General features: G+C 73.4%; 19 protein-coding genes and 1 pseudogene. 12 read left to right on the forward strand and 8 right to left on the reverse strand.

Annotation, left to right across the window (positions count from 1 at the left end; genetic code table 11):
- The 7 genes and pseudogenes from NFU81_RS14520 to NFU81_RS14550 form a co-directional block, all read left to right on the forward strand.
- Positions 1–230, forward strand: a pseudogene (locus NFU81_RS14520) (M56 family metallopeptidase); the annotation flags it as partial.
- Between the two features lie 45 nt (positions 231–275).
- A complete protein-coding gene (locus NFU81_RS14525) occupies positions 276–479 on the forward strand; it encodes a hypothetical protein (RefSeq protein ID WP_251489650.1) in 204 nt (67 codons plus the stop codon).
- 126 nt (positions 480–605) lie between these two features.
- Complete coding sequence (locus NFU81_RS14530; protein WP_251489651.1) at positions 606–1,037, forward strand: YciI family protein; 432 nt, start codon at positions 606–608, stop codon at positions 1,035–1,037.
- An 8-nt stretch (positions 1,038–1,045) separates the two neighbouring features.
- Positions 1,046–2,191 (forward strand): RNA polymerase sigma factor, encoded by a 1,146-nt coding sequence (locus NFU81_RS14535; protein WP_251489652.1) that lies wholly within the window; start codon positions 1,046–1,048, stop codon positions 2,189–2,191.
- 123 nt (positions 2,192–2,314) lie between these two features.
- Complete coding sequence (locus NFU81_RS14540; RefSeq protein ID WP_251489653.1) at positions 2,315–3,322, forward strand: DUF2786 domain-containing protein; 1,008 nt, start codon at positions 2,315–2,317, stop codon at positions 3,320–3,322.
- A 347-nt stretch (positions 3,323–3,669) separates the two neighbouring features.
- On the forward strand, positions 3,670–4,293 hold the full coding sequence (locus NFU81_RS14545) for an RNA polymerase sigma factor (RefSeq protein WP_251489654.1): 624 nt from the start codon (positions 3,670–3,672) through the stop codon (positions 4,291–4,293).
- Complete coding sequence (locus tag NFU81_RS14550; RefSeq protein ID WP_251489656.1) at positions 4,286–5,359, forward strand: CU044_5270 family protein; 1,074 nt, start codon at positions 4,286–4,288, stop codon at positions 5,357–5,359. The genes NFU81_RS14545 and NFU81_RS14550 overlap by 8 nt, the downstream gene beginning before the upstream one ends.
- A gap of 95 nt (positions 5,360–5,454) precedes the next feature.
- Here the strand turns inward: NFU81_RS14550 and NFU81_RS14555 are convergent, their stop codons facing one another.
- From NFU81_RS14555 to NFU81_RS14565, 3 genes are read right to left on the reverse strand one after another with little or no spacing between them, the layout of a single operon-like run.
- Complete coding sequence (locus tag NFU81_RS14555) at positions 5,455–5,928, reverse strand: NUDIX domain-containing protein (protein WP_251489658.1); 474 nt, start codon at positions 5,926–5,928, stop codon at positions 5,455–5,457.
- Positions 5,929–5,964: 36 nt separating this feature from the next.
- Positions 5,965–6,495 (reverse strand): hypothetical protein, encoded by a 531-nt coding sequence (locus NFU81_RS14560; protein ID WP_251489660.1) that lies wholly within the window; start codon positions 6,493–6,495, stop codon positions 5,965–5,967.
- Positions 6,496–6,553: 58 nt separating this feature from the next.
- Positions 6,554–6,976: an ATP-binding protein gene (locus tag NFU81_RS14565; protein WP_251489662.1), complete on the reverse strand. Its 423-nt coding sequence runs from the start codon at positions 6,974–6,976 to the stop codon at positions 6,554–6,556.
- A 225-nt stretch (positions 6,977–7,201) separates the two neighbouring features.
- Between NFU81_RS14565 and NFU81_RS14570 the strand changes: the two genes are divergently transcribed.
- The 4 genes from NFU81_RS14570 (at position 7,202) to NFU81_RS14585 (ending at position 9,719) form a co-directional block, all read left to right on the forward strand.
- The gene (locus tag NFU81_RS14570; protein WP_251489664.1) at positions 7,202–8,038 is read left to right on the forward strand and encodes a helix-turn-helix domain-containing protein; all 837 of its coding nucleotides are present in this window, start codon (positions 7,202–7,204) and stop codon (positions 8,036–8,038) included.
- Positions 8,014–8,229, forward strand: a complete 216-nt coding sequence (locus tag NFU81_RS14575; RefSeq protein ID WP_251489666.1) for a DUF397 domain-containing protein — start codon at positions 8,014–8,016, stop codon at positions 8,227–8,229. The genes NFU81_RS14570 and NFU81_RS14575 overlap by 25 nt, the downstream gene beginning before the upstream one ends.
- 110 nt (positions 8,230–8,339) lie before the next feature.
- Entirely contained in the window at positions 8,340–8,543 is a 204-nt protein-coding gene (locus NFU81_RS14580) for a hypothetical protein (RefSeq protein WP_251489668.1), read from the forward strand.
- Between the two features lie 105 nt (positions 8,544–8,648).
- On the forward strand, positions 8,649–9,719 hold the full coding sequence (locus NFU81_RS14585) for an ABC transporter permease (RefSeq protein WP_251489670.1): 1,071 nt from the start codon (positions 8,649–8,651) through the stop codon (positions 9,717–9,719).
- Positions 9,720–9,748: 29 nt separating this feature from the next.
- On the opposite strand, the gene NFU81_RS14590 is transcribed toward NFU81_RS14585, so the two are convergent.
- From NFU81_RS14590 to NFU81_RS14610, 5 genes are all read right to left on the reverse strand, one after another.
- On the reverse strand, positions 9,749–11,002 hold the full coding sequence (locus NFU81_RS14590) for an APC family permease (protein ID WP_251489856.1): 1,254 nt from the start codon (positions 11,000–11,002) through the stop codon (positions 9,749–9,751).
- 134 nt (positions 11,003–11,136) lie between these two features.
- Entirely contained in the window at positions 11,137–12,282 is a 1,146-nt protein-coding gene (locus tag NFU81_RS14595; protein WP_251489672.1) for a DUF3103 family protein, read from the reverse strand.
- 348 nt (positions 12,283–12,630) lie between these two features.
- The gene (mreB, locus tag NFU81_RS14600) at positions 12,631–13,677 is read right to left on the reverse strand and encodes a rod shape-determining protein (protein ID WP_251489674.1); all 1,047 of its coding nucleotides are present in this window, start codon (positions 13,675–13,677) and stop codon (positions 12,631–12,633) included.
- Positions 13,674–14,144, reverse strand: a complete 471-nt coding sequence (locus tag NFU81_RS14605) for a DUF7144 family membrane protein (RefSeq protein ID WP_251489676.1) — start codon at positions 14,142–14,144, stop codon at positions 13,674–13,676. The genes mreB and NFU81_RS14605 overlap by 4 nt, the downstream gene beginning before the upstream one ends.
- 227 nt (positions 14,145–14,371) lie before the next feature.
- Entirely contained in the window at positions 14,372–14,587 is a 216-nt protein-coding gene (locus NFU81_RS14610) for a dodecin (protein ID WP_251489678.1), read from the reverse strand.
- 98 nt (positions 14,588–14,685) lie between these two features.
- Between NFU81_RS14610 and NFU81_RS14615 the strand changes: the two genes are divergently transcribed.
- A complete protein-coding gene (locus NFU81_RS14615; RefSeq protein WP_251489680.1) occupies positions 14,686–15,774 on the forward strand; it encodes a PP2C family protein-serine/threonine phosphatase in 1,089 nt (362 codons plus the stop codon).
- Positions 15,775–15,783: the final 9 nt, after the last annotated feature.

Consider the following 15,783-nt stretch of genomic DNA (forward strand, 5'->3'; position numbering starts at 1 on the left):
GGGCGGCCCTGGCCGCCCGCCCGGCGGCCCCGCGCCCGCTCGCGGCCCTGTCCGCGGCCACCGGCCCCGTACCGCGCCGCGTCGCCGCCCTCCTCACCCGCCCCCACCCGCCCCGCACCCCCCGCGCGATCGCGGTCGCCCTCGCCTGCTGCCTCGCCCTCTCCGCCGCCTGCGCCCTGGAGGCGGCCCACGACCTCCACGGCTCCATCGAGGTGGCCCAGGAGGAGTAGCCCCACAACGGCCGATCTCAAGCGGCGGCAGGAGAGGCGGGCGTCATGTCGAGGGACGAGATGATCCGACTCGCCGAGCGCCTTGCGGCCGGTGAGGGGACGGAGAGCGAGCACGACGGGCTCGTGCGGCTGCTGGAGGCGAACGTCCGGCATCCACGTGTGGTCGATCTGATCTACCGTTCCGGCCCGCAGCTCAGCGCGGCGGAAGTGGTCGACGAGGCTCTGGCGTACCGGCCCATTGCCCTGTGACCGCGCGGGCCGGCCGACGTGGCCGAGGAAAGTCCGGCCGGGGATGTCGAGAACCCGCGGCCGGCTCCGTCCCCGGGGTGAAGGCGGCGGCCACAATGGGTCGCACCGGCACGGAGGAGAACCACCATGGCCAAGTACCTGCTGCTCAAGCACTACCGAGGCGCCCCGGACGCGGTCAACAACATCCCCATGGACCAGTGGACGCAGGACGAGATCACGGCGCACATCCAGTACATGAACGACTTCGCGGCCCGGCTGGAGACGACCGGTGAGTACGTCGACGGCCAGGCGCTGTCCCCCGAGGGGACCTTCGTGCGGTACGACGGGGAGGGCCGCCCGCCGGTCACCGACGGCCCGTTCGCCGAGACCAAGGACCTCATCGCCGGCTGGATGGTGATCGACGTCGACACCTACGAGCGCGCGGTCGAACTGGCCGGGGAGCTGTCGGCCGCCCCCGGGGCGGGCGGGAAGCCCATCCACGAGTGGCTGGAGCTGCGCCCCTTCCTGACCCCGACGCACACCGTCACGGACTGCACGATGCACACCGCCACGGACTGACCGCGCCCGTGGACGAGGTCCTGCTCAGGAGCCTCACCCCGGGTGTGCTCGCCGTCCTCGTCCGCCGCGGAGCCGACTTCGCGGCGGCCGAGGACGCGGTGCAGGAGGCGCTGATCGAGGCCGTGCGGGTCTGGCCCGCGGAGCCCCCGCGCGACCCGAAGGGGTGGCTGGTCACCGTGGCCTGGCGCCGTTTCCTCGACGCGACCAGGTCCGACACCGCCCGCCGCCGGCGGGAGGACCGGGTGGAGGAGGAGCCGCCGCCCGGCCCCGCGGCCGCCGCGGACGACACGCTCCAGCTCTACTTCCTGTGCGCCCACCCGTCGCTGACGCCGTCCTCCGCGGTCGCGCTCACGCTGCGGGCGGTCGGCGGGCTCACCACCCGCCAGATCGCCCAGGCGTACCTCGTGCCCGAGGCGACCATGGCGCAGCGCATCAGCCGCGCCAAGCGCACCGTGTCGGGGGTGCGGTTCGACCGGCCCGGCGACGTCGCCACCGTACTGCGGGTGCTCTACCTGGTCTTCAACGAGGGCTACTCCGGCGACGTCGACCTCGCCGCCGAGGCGATCCGGCTCACCCGGCAGCTCGCCGCCGCCATCGACCACCCCGAGGTGGCGGGGCTGCTCGCCCTCATGCTGCTGCACCACGCGCGGCACGCGACCAGGACCACCCCCGACGGCGCCCTGGTGCCGCTGGCCGAGCAGGACCGCGGCCGCTGGGACACCGTGGCGATCACCGAGGGCGTCGCGATCCTCCAGGCGGCTCTCGCCCGCGACCGGCTCGGCGAATTCCAGGCCCAGGCGGCCGTCGCCGCGCTGCACGCGGACGCGCTCACCGCTGAGGAGACCGACTGGGTGCAGATCGTCGAGTGGTACGACGAGCTGGTCCGCCTGACCGACAGCCCGGTCGTCCGCCTCAACCGGGCGGTGGCCGTCGGTGAGGCCGACGGCCCCCGCGCGGGCCTCGCCGCCCTGGCGGCCGTCCCCGACTCCGTCCCTCGCCGCACCGCGGCCGCCGCGTACCTCCACGAGCGCGCCGGCGACCTCCCGACGGCGGCCCGCCTCTACGCGGAGGCGGCCCACCGCTCCCCGACCATCCCCGAACGCACCCACCTGACCCGCCAGGCGGCCCGCCTCAACGCCCACCTGCGCCCGTGAGGCGGGCGCCTGCCGGGCGGCCTACGCCCGGGCCGTCCGGGGGCTCGACCCCCCGGGTCGCGCCGGCCAGGTGCGCTGCGGGCTCCGGCGCGGGGCCGGGGTCCCGGCAGGGACAATAGGTGGGTGGAAGAGAACTTCGGCGACGTGCTCGCCCGGGCCGTCCGCGGCGGCGCGGACGACGTGGACGTCGCCGCGTCCGTGCTCGCGGCCGCCGCGGACTGGGACGCCGTCGCGGCACGGTCCGCGGAGGGGGCCGTACGCGACTGCGGGCGGCGCGGCTGGCAGCCGCAGGACCTCGTACGGATGGCCGCCCGTGAGCTGGGGCCGCTGCACCAGCGGCTGGCGGCGGCGGAAGGCGGCCTGGGCGCGTTCGCCCGGGCCGAACGGCTCGACCGCTTCTCCGCCGCGACCGCGTACGTCGAGCTGCTGTGCCTGTACGCCCGCCTCCCCGCGATCCCCGCGCTGCTGGCCGCCGCCCCGCCCGGCGAGGCCGCCGCGCCGCCGAAGATGCTGGCCCGCATCCGCGCGCTGCTGGCGAAGGCGGAGTCGACCGGCTACCCGGACGAGGCCGAGGCGCTCTCGGCGAAGGCCCAGCACCTGATGGCCCGGCACAGCATCGACGCGGCCCTGCTGGCCGCTTCCCACGAGCACCCGGACGCGGCAGGCGCCCGCCGCATCGGCGTCGACCGGCCGTACGAGGGCGCGAAGGCCCTGCTCCTGGACGCCGTCGCGGAGGCGAACCGCTGCCAGTCCGTCTGGTCCTCCGAACTCGGCTTCTCGACGGTCGTCGGCCACGCCCCCGACCTCGACGCCGTCGAGCTGCTCTACACCTCCCTCCTCGTCCAGGCCGACCGCGCCCTGCACCGCGGCCGCACCTCCCGCTCGCGCGACTTCCGCGAGTCCTTCCTGATCGCCTACGCCTCCCGTATCCGCGCCCGGCTGACCGCGGCGACCGCGGAGGAGGAGTCCGCGACCCCGGGCCTGCTCCCGGCGCTGGTCTCCCGCGCCCTGGCCGTCGAGGACACCACCCGCCGGCTGTTCCCCACGACCACCACCTCCCGCCTCAAGGCCCGCGACGCGGCCGGCTGGCAGCACGGCGAGGACGCCGCCGACAGCGCGCGCCTGCGCTGACCGCCGGCGCCCCCCTCGCTGGCCGTGGCCGGCGTCACCTCGCCGGACTTGCCCGGCTCCCCGACGCCCACCGAATACCCTGCCGCGGGCCGAACGGGTGGGCCGCCACGGCACGTTCACGTTCGGCACGACGGCGACCGACGCGGTCCCGTACCCGTAGGGCGTGCACGCAGCGCCGTCCTCGGCCTGCCGCCGGCGGGCTCTCCCCGCCGAGGGCCTTCTCGCTACGATCCCGGCTCCGTGGCCGGCCTGGAATGGAACTCGATGCGGCCCACCGGCGAAGGACACGTGAGAAACCCGAACAAGCCCAAGCCTTCGAGGCGTTCGCACGAACGAAAGGAGCCCCGATGGCCGTCGAGTCCCCGGGCGTCCGCACCCGCGAGGAGCATCGCGAGGACAGCGACGCCCGTGTGATCGCGCGGTCCCGGGACGAGCCCGAGCATTTCGCCGCGCTCTTCGACCGGTACGCCGACGCCGTGCACCGTTACGTGGCCCGGCGGATCGGTCCCGAGGCGGCGGAGGATCTGATGGCGGAGACGTTCACGACCGCCTTCCAGCGGCGCCATACCTACGACCTGACGCGTGCCGACGCCCGCCCATGGCTGTTCGGCATCGCGACCAACCTCATGGGCCGGCACCGCAGGGCCGAGGCACGCCGTTTGAAGGCGCTCGCCAAGGTTCCGGAGCCGGTGCAGCACGAGGAGCCGGTCGCGGACCGCGCGGTCGCCAGGGCCGGCGCCACAGGGGTGCGCCGGGAGCTGGCGGCGGCGCTGGCCAGGCTGTCCGCCCGGCACCGGGACGTCGTCCTGCTGGTGGCCTGGGGCGACCTCGGCTACGAGGAAGCGGCCCAAGCCCTCGGAGTGCCGGTCGGCACCGTCAGATCCCGGCTGAACAGGGCTCGCAAGAAGTTGCGCGAAGCACTGGGCGGGTCAGATCCGACAGCTTTCCGAGAGGCAGACCCCCATGCGTGACATCGAAGAACTGCGGGAACTGAGGGAGTACGACGCGGGGGCTCCCCCGCTCGACGACGCCACCCGGAGACGGGTGCGGGCACGGCTGCTCGACGCGATGGACGCGGAGGACGGACCCGCCACGGCCGTACGCCGCCGCCGTCCCGTCCTGCGCATCGCCCTGACCGCCGCGGTCGCGGCCGCGGTCGTCGGCGGTGTCCTGGTCGCCGGGCAGGGCGACGACAGCGGCGGGCGGCAGACGGCGGTACCGCCGTCTGCCAGTCTTCCGGCCCTGCAGAACGTGAGCGCGCAGGTCGTGCTCAACGGTGCGGCCACCTACGCCCGGCAGCACGAGCAGGCGGCCAGCCCGAGGGACGACCAGTTCATCTACACCAAGGAGATCATCAGGGAGACCGACGAGAAGACCGGCGCCACCAAGAGCTACACCGACGAGAACTGGAGGTCGGTGGACGGCTCGAAGCCTTCCTGGATCATGGAGGTCGGCAAGGGCTGGTGGGCACCGCCGACGGAAGCGGGCGTGACCGAGTGGCCGCCGCAGGACTGGGCGACGCTGAAGACGCTTCCGACCGACCCCGAGAAGCTGATCCTCTCGCTCGTGGCCGGGGGCGCGCCCAGCGACCCGTCGGCGCCCCCGTCGGCACCTTCGACGACTTCGGGCACGCCCGACGGCAAGGGCGACCCCCTCAGCGGGATCTCGGACGTCCGGTGGTCGGCGGCCGAGTTCCAGCTCACCGGGCTGCTCAAGCTGGTCCCGGTGATGCCCGACGGGCTGCGCCCGGCAGCGTACGAGGCGCTCGGCATGATCCCCGGGGTGAAGGCGGTGCCGAACCAGAAGGACGCCAAGGGCCGTACCGGCGTGGGCATCACCTACGACGACCCGACGCTTCCGGCCGAGTACGGGGGCTTCGGCAGCTACTTCATCTTCGACCCGAAGACCTACGAGTTCCTCGGCTTCCGCGACCAGAGCACCATCGGCAAGGGCAAGGGCAAGCACCGGGTCGAGGTCACCCAGCTCTCCTACCTCGACAGCTGGGCCGTCGTCGACAGGGCCAAGCAGCGGCCGTAGCCGGAAGGCGGCAGCGGCGAACCTGCGGGGCAGCGGTGGCCCGGTGAGGGCGGCCAGGACCGGAAGGTCCGCGGCCGCCCTCAGCGCATCGCCTTTCAGCGGGCGCCGCCACGGCGGAGGAGCTGGGTCAGGGGGGTGCGGATGTCGGCGGGGTGGAGGTTGAGGGGGGTGAACTCGGTCGGGCTTGCCCAGAGGAGTTCGAAGCTGTTGGTCGGGGAGTGTTCCTGGGCTTCGGGGCCGGACAGGGTGGGGGTGCCGGTGACGTCGGTCATCAGGTAGTAGGACGCGGGGCGGCCGTTGTGGAGGCCGGTCCACAGGAGGCGGTCGACGCGCGCTTCGAGGGTGGTCTCCTCGGCGAGTTCGCGCAGGGCGGCCTCCTCGGGGGTCTCGCCCTCCTCGACGTGGCCGCCGACCAGGACGGCGTAGTGGTGGCCGGGGCACTCCGGTCCGGGCGAGGCGGTGGCCTCGCACATGACGCAGGCGTCGAGCCGTTCGCGCTTCAGGTAGCGCTTGATGACCAGCGCACGCGGACCGTCGACGACCACGGCGACCGCTCGGGGTATCGGCATGCCGACGAGCATGCCAGCCGCCTGGTGCCGCCGGTGCTAGAGGTCGCCGGGCTCGCCCGTCACTGCGAAGGCGAGGACGCAGTGGCGGAGCCGGTCGAGGAACTCCGGGAGGTTGTCGGCGACCTGGCCGAACTCCGGCTCGTCCAGGGAGGCCGTGCGGGATCGGTGGACCGCGCCGCCCCAGTCGGCGACGTAGAGGTGGCCCGCGCCGTTCGAGGCGATCACCATCCCGAGCGGGTCGTCAGCCATCGGTATGAAGATCTCGCCTTCCTCTGCGAGCCGGTCCAGGACGTTGCGCGCCGAGTGGACGAAATAGCCGTTGCCGATATCCGGCAGCACGACCTCGCCGATCGACTCGTAGAACGTACTCATCTCGCGGAACCCGCAGCCTTCCCGGCCGTAATCGGCCGCAGCCCGGAGGTCCGACTCGTCCGCGACCCGGACCTCGTTCCTGCTGGGCGGGTAGCCGTACGTCTTCTCGAACGTCGACATCACGGCGGCCACCGCGCTGGTGACCTCGTCCCGCCAGCGTTCCAACCAGGCGGCGGAGTAGCTGAGTTCGTCCACGGCTCGAATCCTGCCAGACCCGGCCGTGAGGTCTCTGTCGTGCGTAGTACGCGGCAGATCAGGCTGACGGTTGAGTGCAGGTGGCCCAGACGATTTTGCCGGGGCCGTTGCGGTCGGTGACGCCCCATCGGTGGGCGGTCAGGGTGTCGACCAGGGTCAGGCCGCGGCCGCGTTCCGCGTCGGTGGGGGCCTCGGTCAGGGTCGGTGCGCCCTCCGCCAGGTCGACGGAGTCGTGGACCTCGATCCGTACGCCGGCGGGGACGCGGAGGACGGTGACGCCCGTCTTGCGGCCGGGGGCGGTGCCGTGGCGGTAGGCGTTCGTCATCAGCTCGGTCAGGACGAGACCGGCCGTGAAGGCCAGGTCAGACAGCTCCCAGTGGGCCAGTTGGCGTTCCAGGGAGTGGCGGGCCTGGTGGACTCCGCGGGGCGTGGCGGGCCACAGGATCTGTGCCGGGAGGTAGGTGGGGGTCGTGGTCGCCATCGCGGTGCGCCGCCTCTACGTGATCGGTTTCTGACGTTCTGTGGATAAGGGTGCGGTGTCGGACCTACGATCAGTAGGGGCTGGGCTTTGCCCTCCCTGACCGGCACATGGCCGGTTCGCATGCGTGCGACCGTGACGCTCCGCACGCAGGTGGCCGTGCCCGCTGCCGGGCCGGCCGGGCGGTTGCCCGGACTGCGAGGCAACGGAAGTGGGTGCGTACTGCGCATGAACGGCAACGGTGATGATGACCCGTCGGCCCGAGCGGTCTTCCGCCGCGAGCTGTCGCGCCGCCGAGAGAGCAGCGGCTGGACTCTCGCCCAGCTCTCCGACAAGACGAGGTACGACACGTCGTACCTCCAACGGCTCGAAAAGGGCGGTCGGTTGGGGTCCCTCGACGCGGCCTGCGCCCTCGACCGGGTCTACGACGCCGGTGATCTCCTCGCCAACCTGTGGCGGTTGGCCAAGCGGGAGGCGAGGCAGAGCCGTTATCAGGGCTTCACCGATCTGGAAGCCGACGCCACAGGCGTCCAGGAGTTCAGCATCAGCACGGTGCCGGGGCTGTTGCAGACGCCCAGGTACGCCGAGGCGCTGCTGCGAACGCTCCCCATCTCGGAGGAGGCGTTGCCAGGGGAGGTGCAGTCCCGGATAGCTCGGCAGGAGCTGTTGACCGGTTCGCAGCCACTGCACTACCGGGGACTGCTCGACGAGTCGGTGATCCGTCGCCCCGCTCGGAACCCGGAGGTCTGGACGGAACAGCTCGGGCATCTGGTCGAAGCGGCTCAACGCCCCAACATCTCGCTGCAGATGGTGCCGTACACGGCGGGCCTGCACGACCTGCTCGGCAGCTCACTCCAACTGCTGTGGCTCGCGAGCGGGCAGATGGTGGCGTACATCGAGAGCAGCCGTTTCGGGCAGTTGATCGACGACGTGGACGAGGTGGAGCACCTTCGGTTGTCCTACGATCGGCTGCGGGACTCCGCGCTCTCCACGGCCGAGACCCTTGGACTACTGCGAGACGTTCTGGAGGACCGCGCGTCATGCTCAACGCCACGCCAGACCTGAGCACCGCCACTTGGCGCAAGTCGTCGTACAGCGGTGGGGCCGACCCGGAAAGCTGCATCGAGGTCGCCGACGGCTTCGACGTCGTCCCCGTGCGGGACTCCAAGGACCCCCAGGGTCCCGCCCTGGTCTTCCCGGCCGCGGCCTGGGCCGCGTTCCTCGCCGACGTGAAGGCGAACCGCTTCCCGGTCTGATCGCGTGACGGGGTGACCCGTGTGCGGTCACACTGATGGGCCGGGCGCGCGACGCGCCGCGCGGACGGCTTGGCGCGGGCTGCCCGCGTAACGGACCCGTGGGGGATGTCGTGGCGAAGGTGACGATCAGCCTGGACAGCGATCTGGCGATCGAGGTCATGCTGCTGGCAGGTGCGAGGAGTCCGCAGGACGCGGTCGAGTTGATCGTGCGGGACTACCTGGAGCGGGGTCACCGCACCGAGGCCCGTACCGGTGACACCGGCGACGGCTACCGGGTCGCCGACCGGCGCGCTGCGCCGGAGGAAGGGCGATGAGCGCGGCGGGACGCGCCCCGTTCTGACCGGGTGGCGGACACGTTCTGCCGCCCGCAGGTGCTTCTATGGTCACTCAGCGCCGTCGAGCAAATGCGTGGAGTGGTCATGGCCGATGTGTCGCCACCGTCGTCACCGCCGTCGGACTACCGGCCGTCGAAAGGGCTCTGGCAGGAGGTGAAGGACGCGGTCACCCCGCGGTCCAGCATCCTGCTGCTCGGGGTGCTCATCCTCGAACTGGCCTTCATCGTCTCCTACATCGGGGCCTTCCACTCGCCGAAGCCGAGCCGGATCCCGCTCGCCGTGGTGGCGCCCGCGGGGACGCAGGCGGCGGTGGTCGGGAAGCTGAACGGGCTGCCAGGGGAGCCGTTGTCGGCGAAGTCGGCGGACAGCGTCGGGCAGGCGCGGGCGATGGTGCTGGACCGGAGCGTCGAGGCGGCGCTGGTGGTCGGGCCTGCGACGGGGACGGACCGGCTGCTGGTCGCGTCGGCCGGCGGGCCTGCGGCGGTGACTTCGCTGCAGGTGGTCTTCCAGAAGGTGGAGGCGCCGCGGCGGGTGACGATCGTCGACCTGCGGGCGCCCAACCCCGCGGACGGGCGCGGGCTGAGCAGCTTCTACCTCGTCGTGGGCGTGATCATCGGCGGCTATCTGGGGTCGGCCGCGCTGGCGATGTCGTTCGGTGCGCGGCCGGCGAACCTGCACCGGACGCTGGTGCGGCTGAGCGCGCTCGCCGTGCTGTCGGTCCTGTCCGGGCTGGGGGCCGCGATCATCGCCGACCTCGTCTTCGACGCGCTGCCCGGGCACTTCTGGTCGCTGTGGTGGATCGCGGTCCTGATCACCTTCGCCGCGTCCGCCGCGGGGATGGCCTTCCAGGTGCTGCTGGGGCAGATCGGCATCGCGCTGTCCGTGCTGATCTTCGTCGTGCTGGGGAACCCGAGTGCGGGCGGGGTGTTTCCGGCGTCGCTGATGCCGCCGTTCTGGCGGGACATCGGGCCTGCGCTGCCGAACGGGGCCGGGGTGACGCTGGTGCGCAACTACTCGTACTTCGGCGGGCACGACACCGCCACCGCGTGGTGGGTGCTGTCCGCCTGGGCGGTGGGCGGGGTGCTGGTCGGCATTCTGGCGTCCCTGCGGCGGCAGGCGAAGTTCGGCTTCATGGGCAGGCCGCAGGCGGCCTGACCGTCGGGCGGGCGAGTGCGGGAGTCCGGTCAGCGGCCGGGCCGGTGGGGGCCGCGGCCCCCGACTCCCGTGCGGCGTACCGCGTAGAGCGCCGCCCCTACCGCCGTCACCGCGAGGCCGGCGAGCACGGAGGAGAGCGGGAGGCTCGCGGCCAGGGCGGCGCAGCCCAGGACGCCGACGACCGGGACCGCGAGCGGAGGGCGGTGCTCGGCCGGGGCGAGGCGGAGGGCGGAGGCGTTGGCGATGGCGTAGTAGAGCAGCACGCCGAAGGAGGAGAAGCCGATGGCGCCGCGCAGGTCGGTGGTCGCGGCCAGGACGGTGGCGGTCGCGCCGACGGCGAGTTCCGCGCGGACGGGGGCGCCGGCCCTCAGGGTGGCCAGCGGGTGCGGGAGGTGGCGGTCGCGGGACATGGCCAGGGTCGTCCGCGATACGCCGAGCAGCAGCGCGAGCAGCGAGCCGAGCGCGGCGACGGCGGCGCCCGCGCGGGCCACGGGCGCCAGGCCCGGCGCACCGGCGGCGCGGACGGCGTCGGCGAGCGGGGCGGTGGAGTGGGCCAGCGCCACCGGGCCGAGGACGGCGAGCAGGGTGGCGGCGACGGCCGCGTAGACGACCAGGGTGATGCCGAGCGCCAGCGGGATCGCCCGGGGGATCGTGCGGGCCGGGTCGCGGACCTCCTCGCCGAGGGTGGCGATGCGGGCGTAGCCGGCGAAGGCGAAGAAGAGCAGGCCCGCGGCCTGGAGCAGGCCGTGGGCCGAGGCGCCGGTGCCGTCGGCGGCCAGCCGGTCCGCGTCGGCGTTGCCGGTCAGGCCCGCGACGACGCAGGCGGCGAGCACGGCGAGGGTCACCGCGACGATCAGCCGGGTCAGCCAGGCGGACTTGCGGACACCGAGGCAGTTGACGGTGGTCAGGGCCACGACGGCGGCGACGGCGGTGACACGGGCGTGGTTCGGCCAGGCGTAGTGGCCGACGGTCAGCGCCATCGCCGCGCAGGACGCGGTCTTGCCGGCGACGAAGCTCCACCCGGCGAGGTAGCCCCAGAACGGGCCGAGGCGCTCGCGCCCGTAGACGTAGGTGCCGCCGGACTCGGGGTGGCGGGCGGCGAGCCGGGCGGAGGAGGTGGCGTTGCAGTACGCCACGACCGCCGCGAGCCCGAGCGCGCCGAGCAGCGCGCCGCCGGCCCCCGCGGCCCCGGCGGCAGGGCCGAACGCCCCGAAGACCCCGGCCCCGATCATCGCCCCGAGCCCGACGACGACCGCGTCCCCGACGCCGAGCCGCCGCACCATCGCTTGTTCTGTCACGGGCGCATGGTGCCACCCCCGGGTGAACGGCGGGGTCGCCGCCGCGGGCCGGCCGGGATCCGGTCGGCCGGGGACCGCCGCCGCCGGGGCCGGCGGTCCCCGGCCAGGTGGAGCGGAGGTCAGAACTGCTGGACGAAGTACGGCGACACGGTCATCCGCCCGTTGCCCCGGGCGCCGTTGAGCTGGCCGGAGGAGGACTGGGCCAGGGTGTACCAGGAGTCGACGTAGTCGGCGTCGTTGGTGTACCAGGACGACGGGATCGCCGCCAGGATCGCGTCCACGAGCGGGATGTAGGCGCCCTGGTCGGTGATGGTGAGCAGGGCGTCCGCCAGTGCCTTGGCCAGGGTCGCGTAGTTGGTGTCGCCGTCGTCCTCCATCATCACGACGTCGGCCAGGTTGTACTTGTAGTTGGACCAGTTGACCAGGATCTGGTTGGGGTAGTACGTGGTGCCGTCGTTGTCCAGGTAGGGCATGTCGACGGTGTCGACGCGGACCTTGCCGTCGAATCCGAAGCCGCTGACGACCGAGAAGATCTCGGCGTTGCCGAGGATCCAGGGCTCCTCGTCGTCGTTGAGGTGGACCGAGTCGACCTTGGTCGTCCAGTAGCCGCCGGTGGCGGCCGTGGCGGCGGTCGCGGTGGCGGCGGGGGCGTTCAGGCCGGCCTGGTGGAAGGCCTTGCCGACCTCCTGGAGGCCGGCCGCGGCGGCCTTGTCGACGTCGACGTCCACCACGTAGACGGGCTGCTCCGGCGCCTGCCGGGCACTGAGGGTGTGGGCGTGGCCCGCACTGTCGTACGCGGTGACCGCGGCCCCGCTGTCGTCGTCGGCGGCGACGGCCACCAGCGGGACGGTGTCCGGGGTCAGGGCGGCCTTCATGCTGTCGGCGCCCAGCCGGACCCGCAGCAGCGAACCGGTCTGCGCGCCGAGGCCCTTGGCCGCGGCGATCTTCCGGTCGGCGGCGGTGACCGCGGCGGCGAGCCCGGCGGGTGCGCTGCCGCGCGCGGCGAGCGGGGCGAGGTCCACCTGCGCGGAGCCGAGCGCGGCGGCCCGTACCCGGCCGCGCCAGCCGGGTTCGGCGAGCGAGGCGGCGAGGCCGCGCGCGACGGCTGCTTCCGCGGCGGTGACGGGCGAGGTCTTGGCGGTGACGTGCGAGGGTGCCGGGGCGGCGGCGTGTGCGGAGGGCAGGGCCAGGCCCTGGACGGCCAGTGCGCAGGTCGCGCCGAGTGCGAGGGTGATCGCGGCGCGCTTGCTTGCGGTGAGGTGCACGGGGGTTCCTCCTGGAGGCGTGCCGGTGCCGCTGGTGAGCGGCGGAACGGCGGGCGAGGGCGTTCAGGACGGAGCCGATCTATGCGGGTAGATTTCCCGCATCGCCGTCATCATGGCCGGAGCATGCCAAGTTGCACAAGGTGCTTCGCCTGAACATGACCGGGCGCCGCGTGGCTGGCTCGTAACGGCTGCCCGCTGTCGTCGTCCACGTGGGCCGCAGTTCCGGGTGTCCTCGCCTCTGTGGACGGGGTGCGGAGAGCGGGCACCCGGAGTGGCCGGCTCGGGGGCGCTGACGTGCCGAGGGCGGCCCGGTCGGTGGACGGGCCGCCCTCGGGGTGTGGGGGAGGGTCAGACGGTGAGCGGGTCGAGGAGGAGGGGGCGGGCGCGGCCCTCGATCATGGCGCCGAGGCCCTGGACGGCGACGATGTCGGGGCGGTCGGCCACGTGGACGGGCATGCCGGTGGCCTGGCGGAGCATCAGGTCGAGGCCGGGCATCAGGGCGGAGCCGCCGGCCAGCATGATGCCGCAGTCGCCGAGGTCGGCGACCAGGTCGGGCGGGCAGTGCCGCAGGACGCCGGTGATGGCGTCCACGACCGCGGTCAGCGGGGTGCGCATGGCGTGCCGTACGCCCTCGGTGTCGACCAGGACCGAGCGGGGCATGCCGCTGACGACGTCGCGGCCGTACACCTCGGTGGTGGGGGTGCCGCCGCTCGCGGGGGCGCCGAGCATCTGGTGCAGCGGGCGCACGGACTGGCTGGGCAGCGTCAGCTCGTGCGCGTTGCGCAGGTGCTGCACCACCGCCCGGTCGATCGCGTCGCCGCCGACCGGCACGGTCTCCGCCGACACGATCGAGCCCAGCGAGAGGACCGCGACCTGGGTGGTGCCCGCGCCGCACACCACGATCATGGTGGCCTCGGGGTGCTCCACCGGCAGCCCGCAGCCGACCGCCGCGGCGATCAGCGTGTCCACCAGCTCGACCCGGCGCGCGCCGAGCCCGTACATCGTCTCGACGGCCGCCCTGCGGGCGATCGGCTCGCTGCCGTGCGGGGTGCACACCGCGGCCCGCATCATCGGCATCCGCAGCCTGCGGCGGCCGAGCTTGTCGCCGAGGATGTGCCGCAGCATCCGCTGGGCCATGGCGATGTCGACGACCGCGCCGCCCGCGACCGGTCGGACGACCCTGATGTGCTCGGGGGTGCGGCCGGCCATCTGCTCGGCGCTGGCGCCGACCGCGATGAGCGCGCCGGTGCGCACGTCGACCGCGGCCACGCTGGGCTCGTCGGCGACCAGGCCGCTGCCGCGCAGGTAGACCCGGGTGCGTGCGGCGCCCAGGTCGACCGCGACGGTGCAGCGGCGCAGCTGGACGAGGGTGGGGTTGGCGGGGAAGCCGATCACAGCTTGCCCCCGGCCTGCCGACCGTGCTGGGGGTGGTAGGTGGCCAGCGCCCAGATCACGAAGATGTCGATCCCGATCATGATCAGTGACCAGACGGGCTGGTAGGGCAGGAACATGAAGTTCGCGATCATGCTGAGCCCGGCGATCGCGATGCCCAGGTACTTCGCCCACGCGTCGCCGCGCAGCAGGCCCGCGCCGACGATCACGGCGATGACGCCGAGGACGAGGTGGATCCAGCCCCAGGCCCGCACGTTGAAGTCGTAGACGTAGCCGCCGCGGTTGACGATGTAGACCGTGTCCCTGGCGATGCCGACGATGCCTTCGAGGATCGCCAGGACACCGGCGACCAGCAGCAGGACGCCCGCGAAGACCGTGCCGCCCGCGGCCCAGGAGTTGCGTTCGTCGTCGTTCCGGGAGCGGCCCGGTCCTGCGGGGGGCGGCTGCGGTGAGGGTGTGTCGTGGCTCATGGCGACTCCCGGGTCCTGAGGACGACGGCGGGAGTGGTGCGCAGCAGGCGGTGCACGCCAAACGGCACCAACCCGTACAAACCCGCCTTGACGACAACATGATGTGACGACAAGTCGGATAATGCGAGCAGGACTGGGCCGTACGGGAGTGCGCCATGCGGGGGTTTCGTGCGCGCTCGGGCACTCGGGGGGCGCCCGGGGCACCCGGGGGAGTGAGGAAAGGGGGGCTAGTCCGCCGCCTCCAGGCGGAAGCCGAGCTTGATGCCCACCTGGTAGTGCTCGATCTCGCCGTCGACGAGGTGCCCGCGCACCTGCGTCACCTCGAACCAGTCGAGGCCGCGGAGCGTCTGCGAGGCCCTGCTGATGGCGTTGCGCAGGGCGGCGTCCACGCCCTCGTTCGAGGTGCCGACGATCTCCGTCACCCGGTAGGTGTGCTCGGTCATGGCGGACTGCCCTTCGCTGGGGGTCGGGGTGCCCTTCCACGGTGCCGCACGCCCGGCGCGACCGCACGGCGGCCGACCCGAATGCGTATCGTCATAAAATGGACATCGTGACGACCGGTTGGCCCACCGCACTCGTGCGCTGGATACCTGGTGGGATGGTCGCGGCCGGGGTCGTATTCGACCTGGCGACGCCCGCCCCCTACACCGGCGACCCCCTGCTCGCCGGGGGATGCGTGCTGGCCGGGGCCACCCAGCAGACCCGCGCCACGATGATCACCTTCGGCGCCGCACTGCTCGCGATGGTCGCGCTGACCATGGAGGACAACCGCCTCGACGAGCACAGCGGCATCGCCGACGTCGCGAGCATCGTGCTGGCCGGCGGGATAGCCCTGATCGTCAACCGGGTGCTGCGCCGCCACGGGCGGCAGCTGGCGACCGTACGCGGTGTCGCCGAGGCCGCACAGCGCGCCCTGCTGCCCGACCCACCGCAGCGCATCGGCCCGCTCGGCATCGCCGCACGCTACGACGCCGCCGCGTCCGAGGCCAGGATCGGCGGCGACGTCTACGCCGCCCAGGCGACCCCGTACGGCATACGGCTGCTGATCGGCGACGTCCGCGGCAAGGGCCTCGGCGCGGTCGGGGCGGTCGCGGTGCTGCTCGGCGCCTTCCGCGAGGCCGCCGACGCCGAGCCCGACCTGCCGCGGCTCGCCGACCGGCTGGACCGGGCGCTGGACCGCCACAAGACGGGCGGCGGCGACGAGGCCGCGCTCGAAGGCTTCACCACCGGGGTGCTCGCCGAGTTCAGCGCGGACGGCGACACCCTGCGCCTGGTCAACCGCGGCCACCCGCCGCCGTACCTGCTGACTGCCGACGGAGCCGTGCACACCCTGGAGCCGTCCGCGCCCGACCTGCCCTTCGGCATGCACGGGCTCGGCGGCCTGCGGTCGGTGCCCGACGAGGTGGCCGTACCGCACGGCGCCACGCTGCTGCTGGTCACCGACGGGGTGACCGAGACCCGCGACCCGGCCGGCGAGTTCTACGACCCGCAGGCCCGGCTGCCCGCGCTCGGGCCGCAGGACACCCCGCAGCAGGCCGTGGAGAGCCTGCTGCGGGACCTGGACGCCTGGACCGAGTCGCGGGTGCCGGGCAACGACGACCGTGCGGTGCTCGCCGTCCGGCGCGACTGACCGGTCCCG

It is taken from the genome of Actinacidiphila cocklensis (assembly GCF_907177275.1).
GTDB classification, from domain to species: domain Bacteria; phylum Actinomycetota; class Actinomycetes; order Streptomycetales; family Streptomycetaceae; genus Actinacidiphila; species Actinacidiphila cocklensis.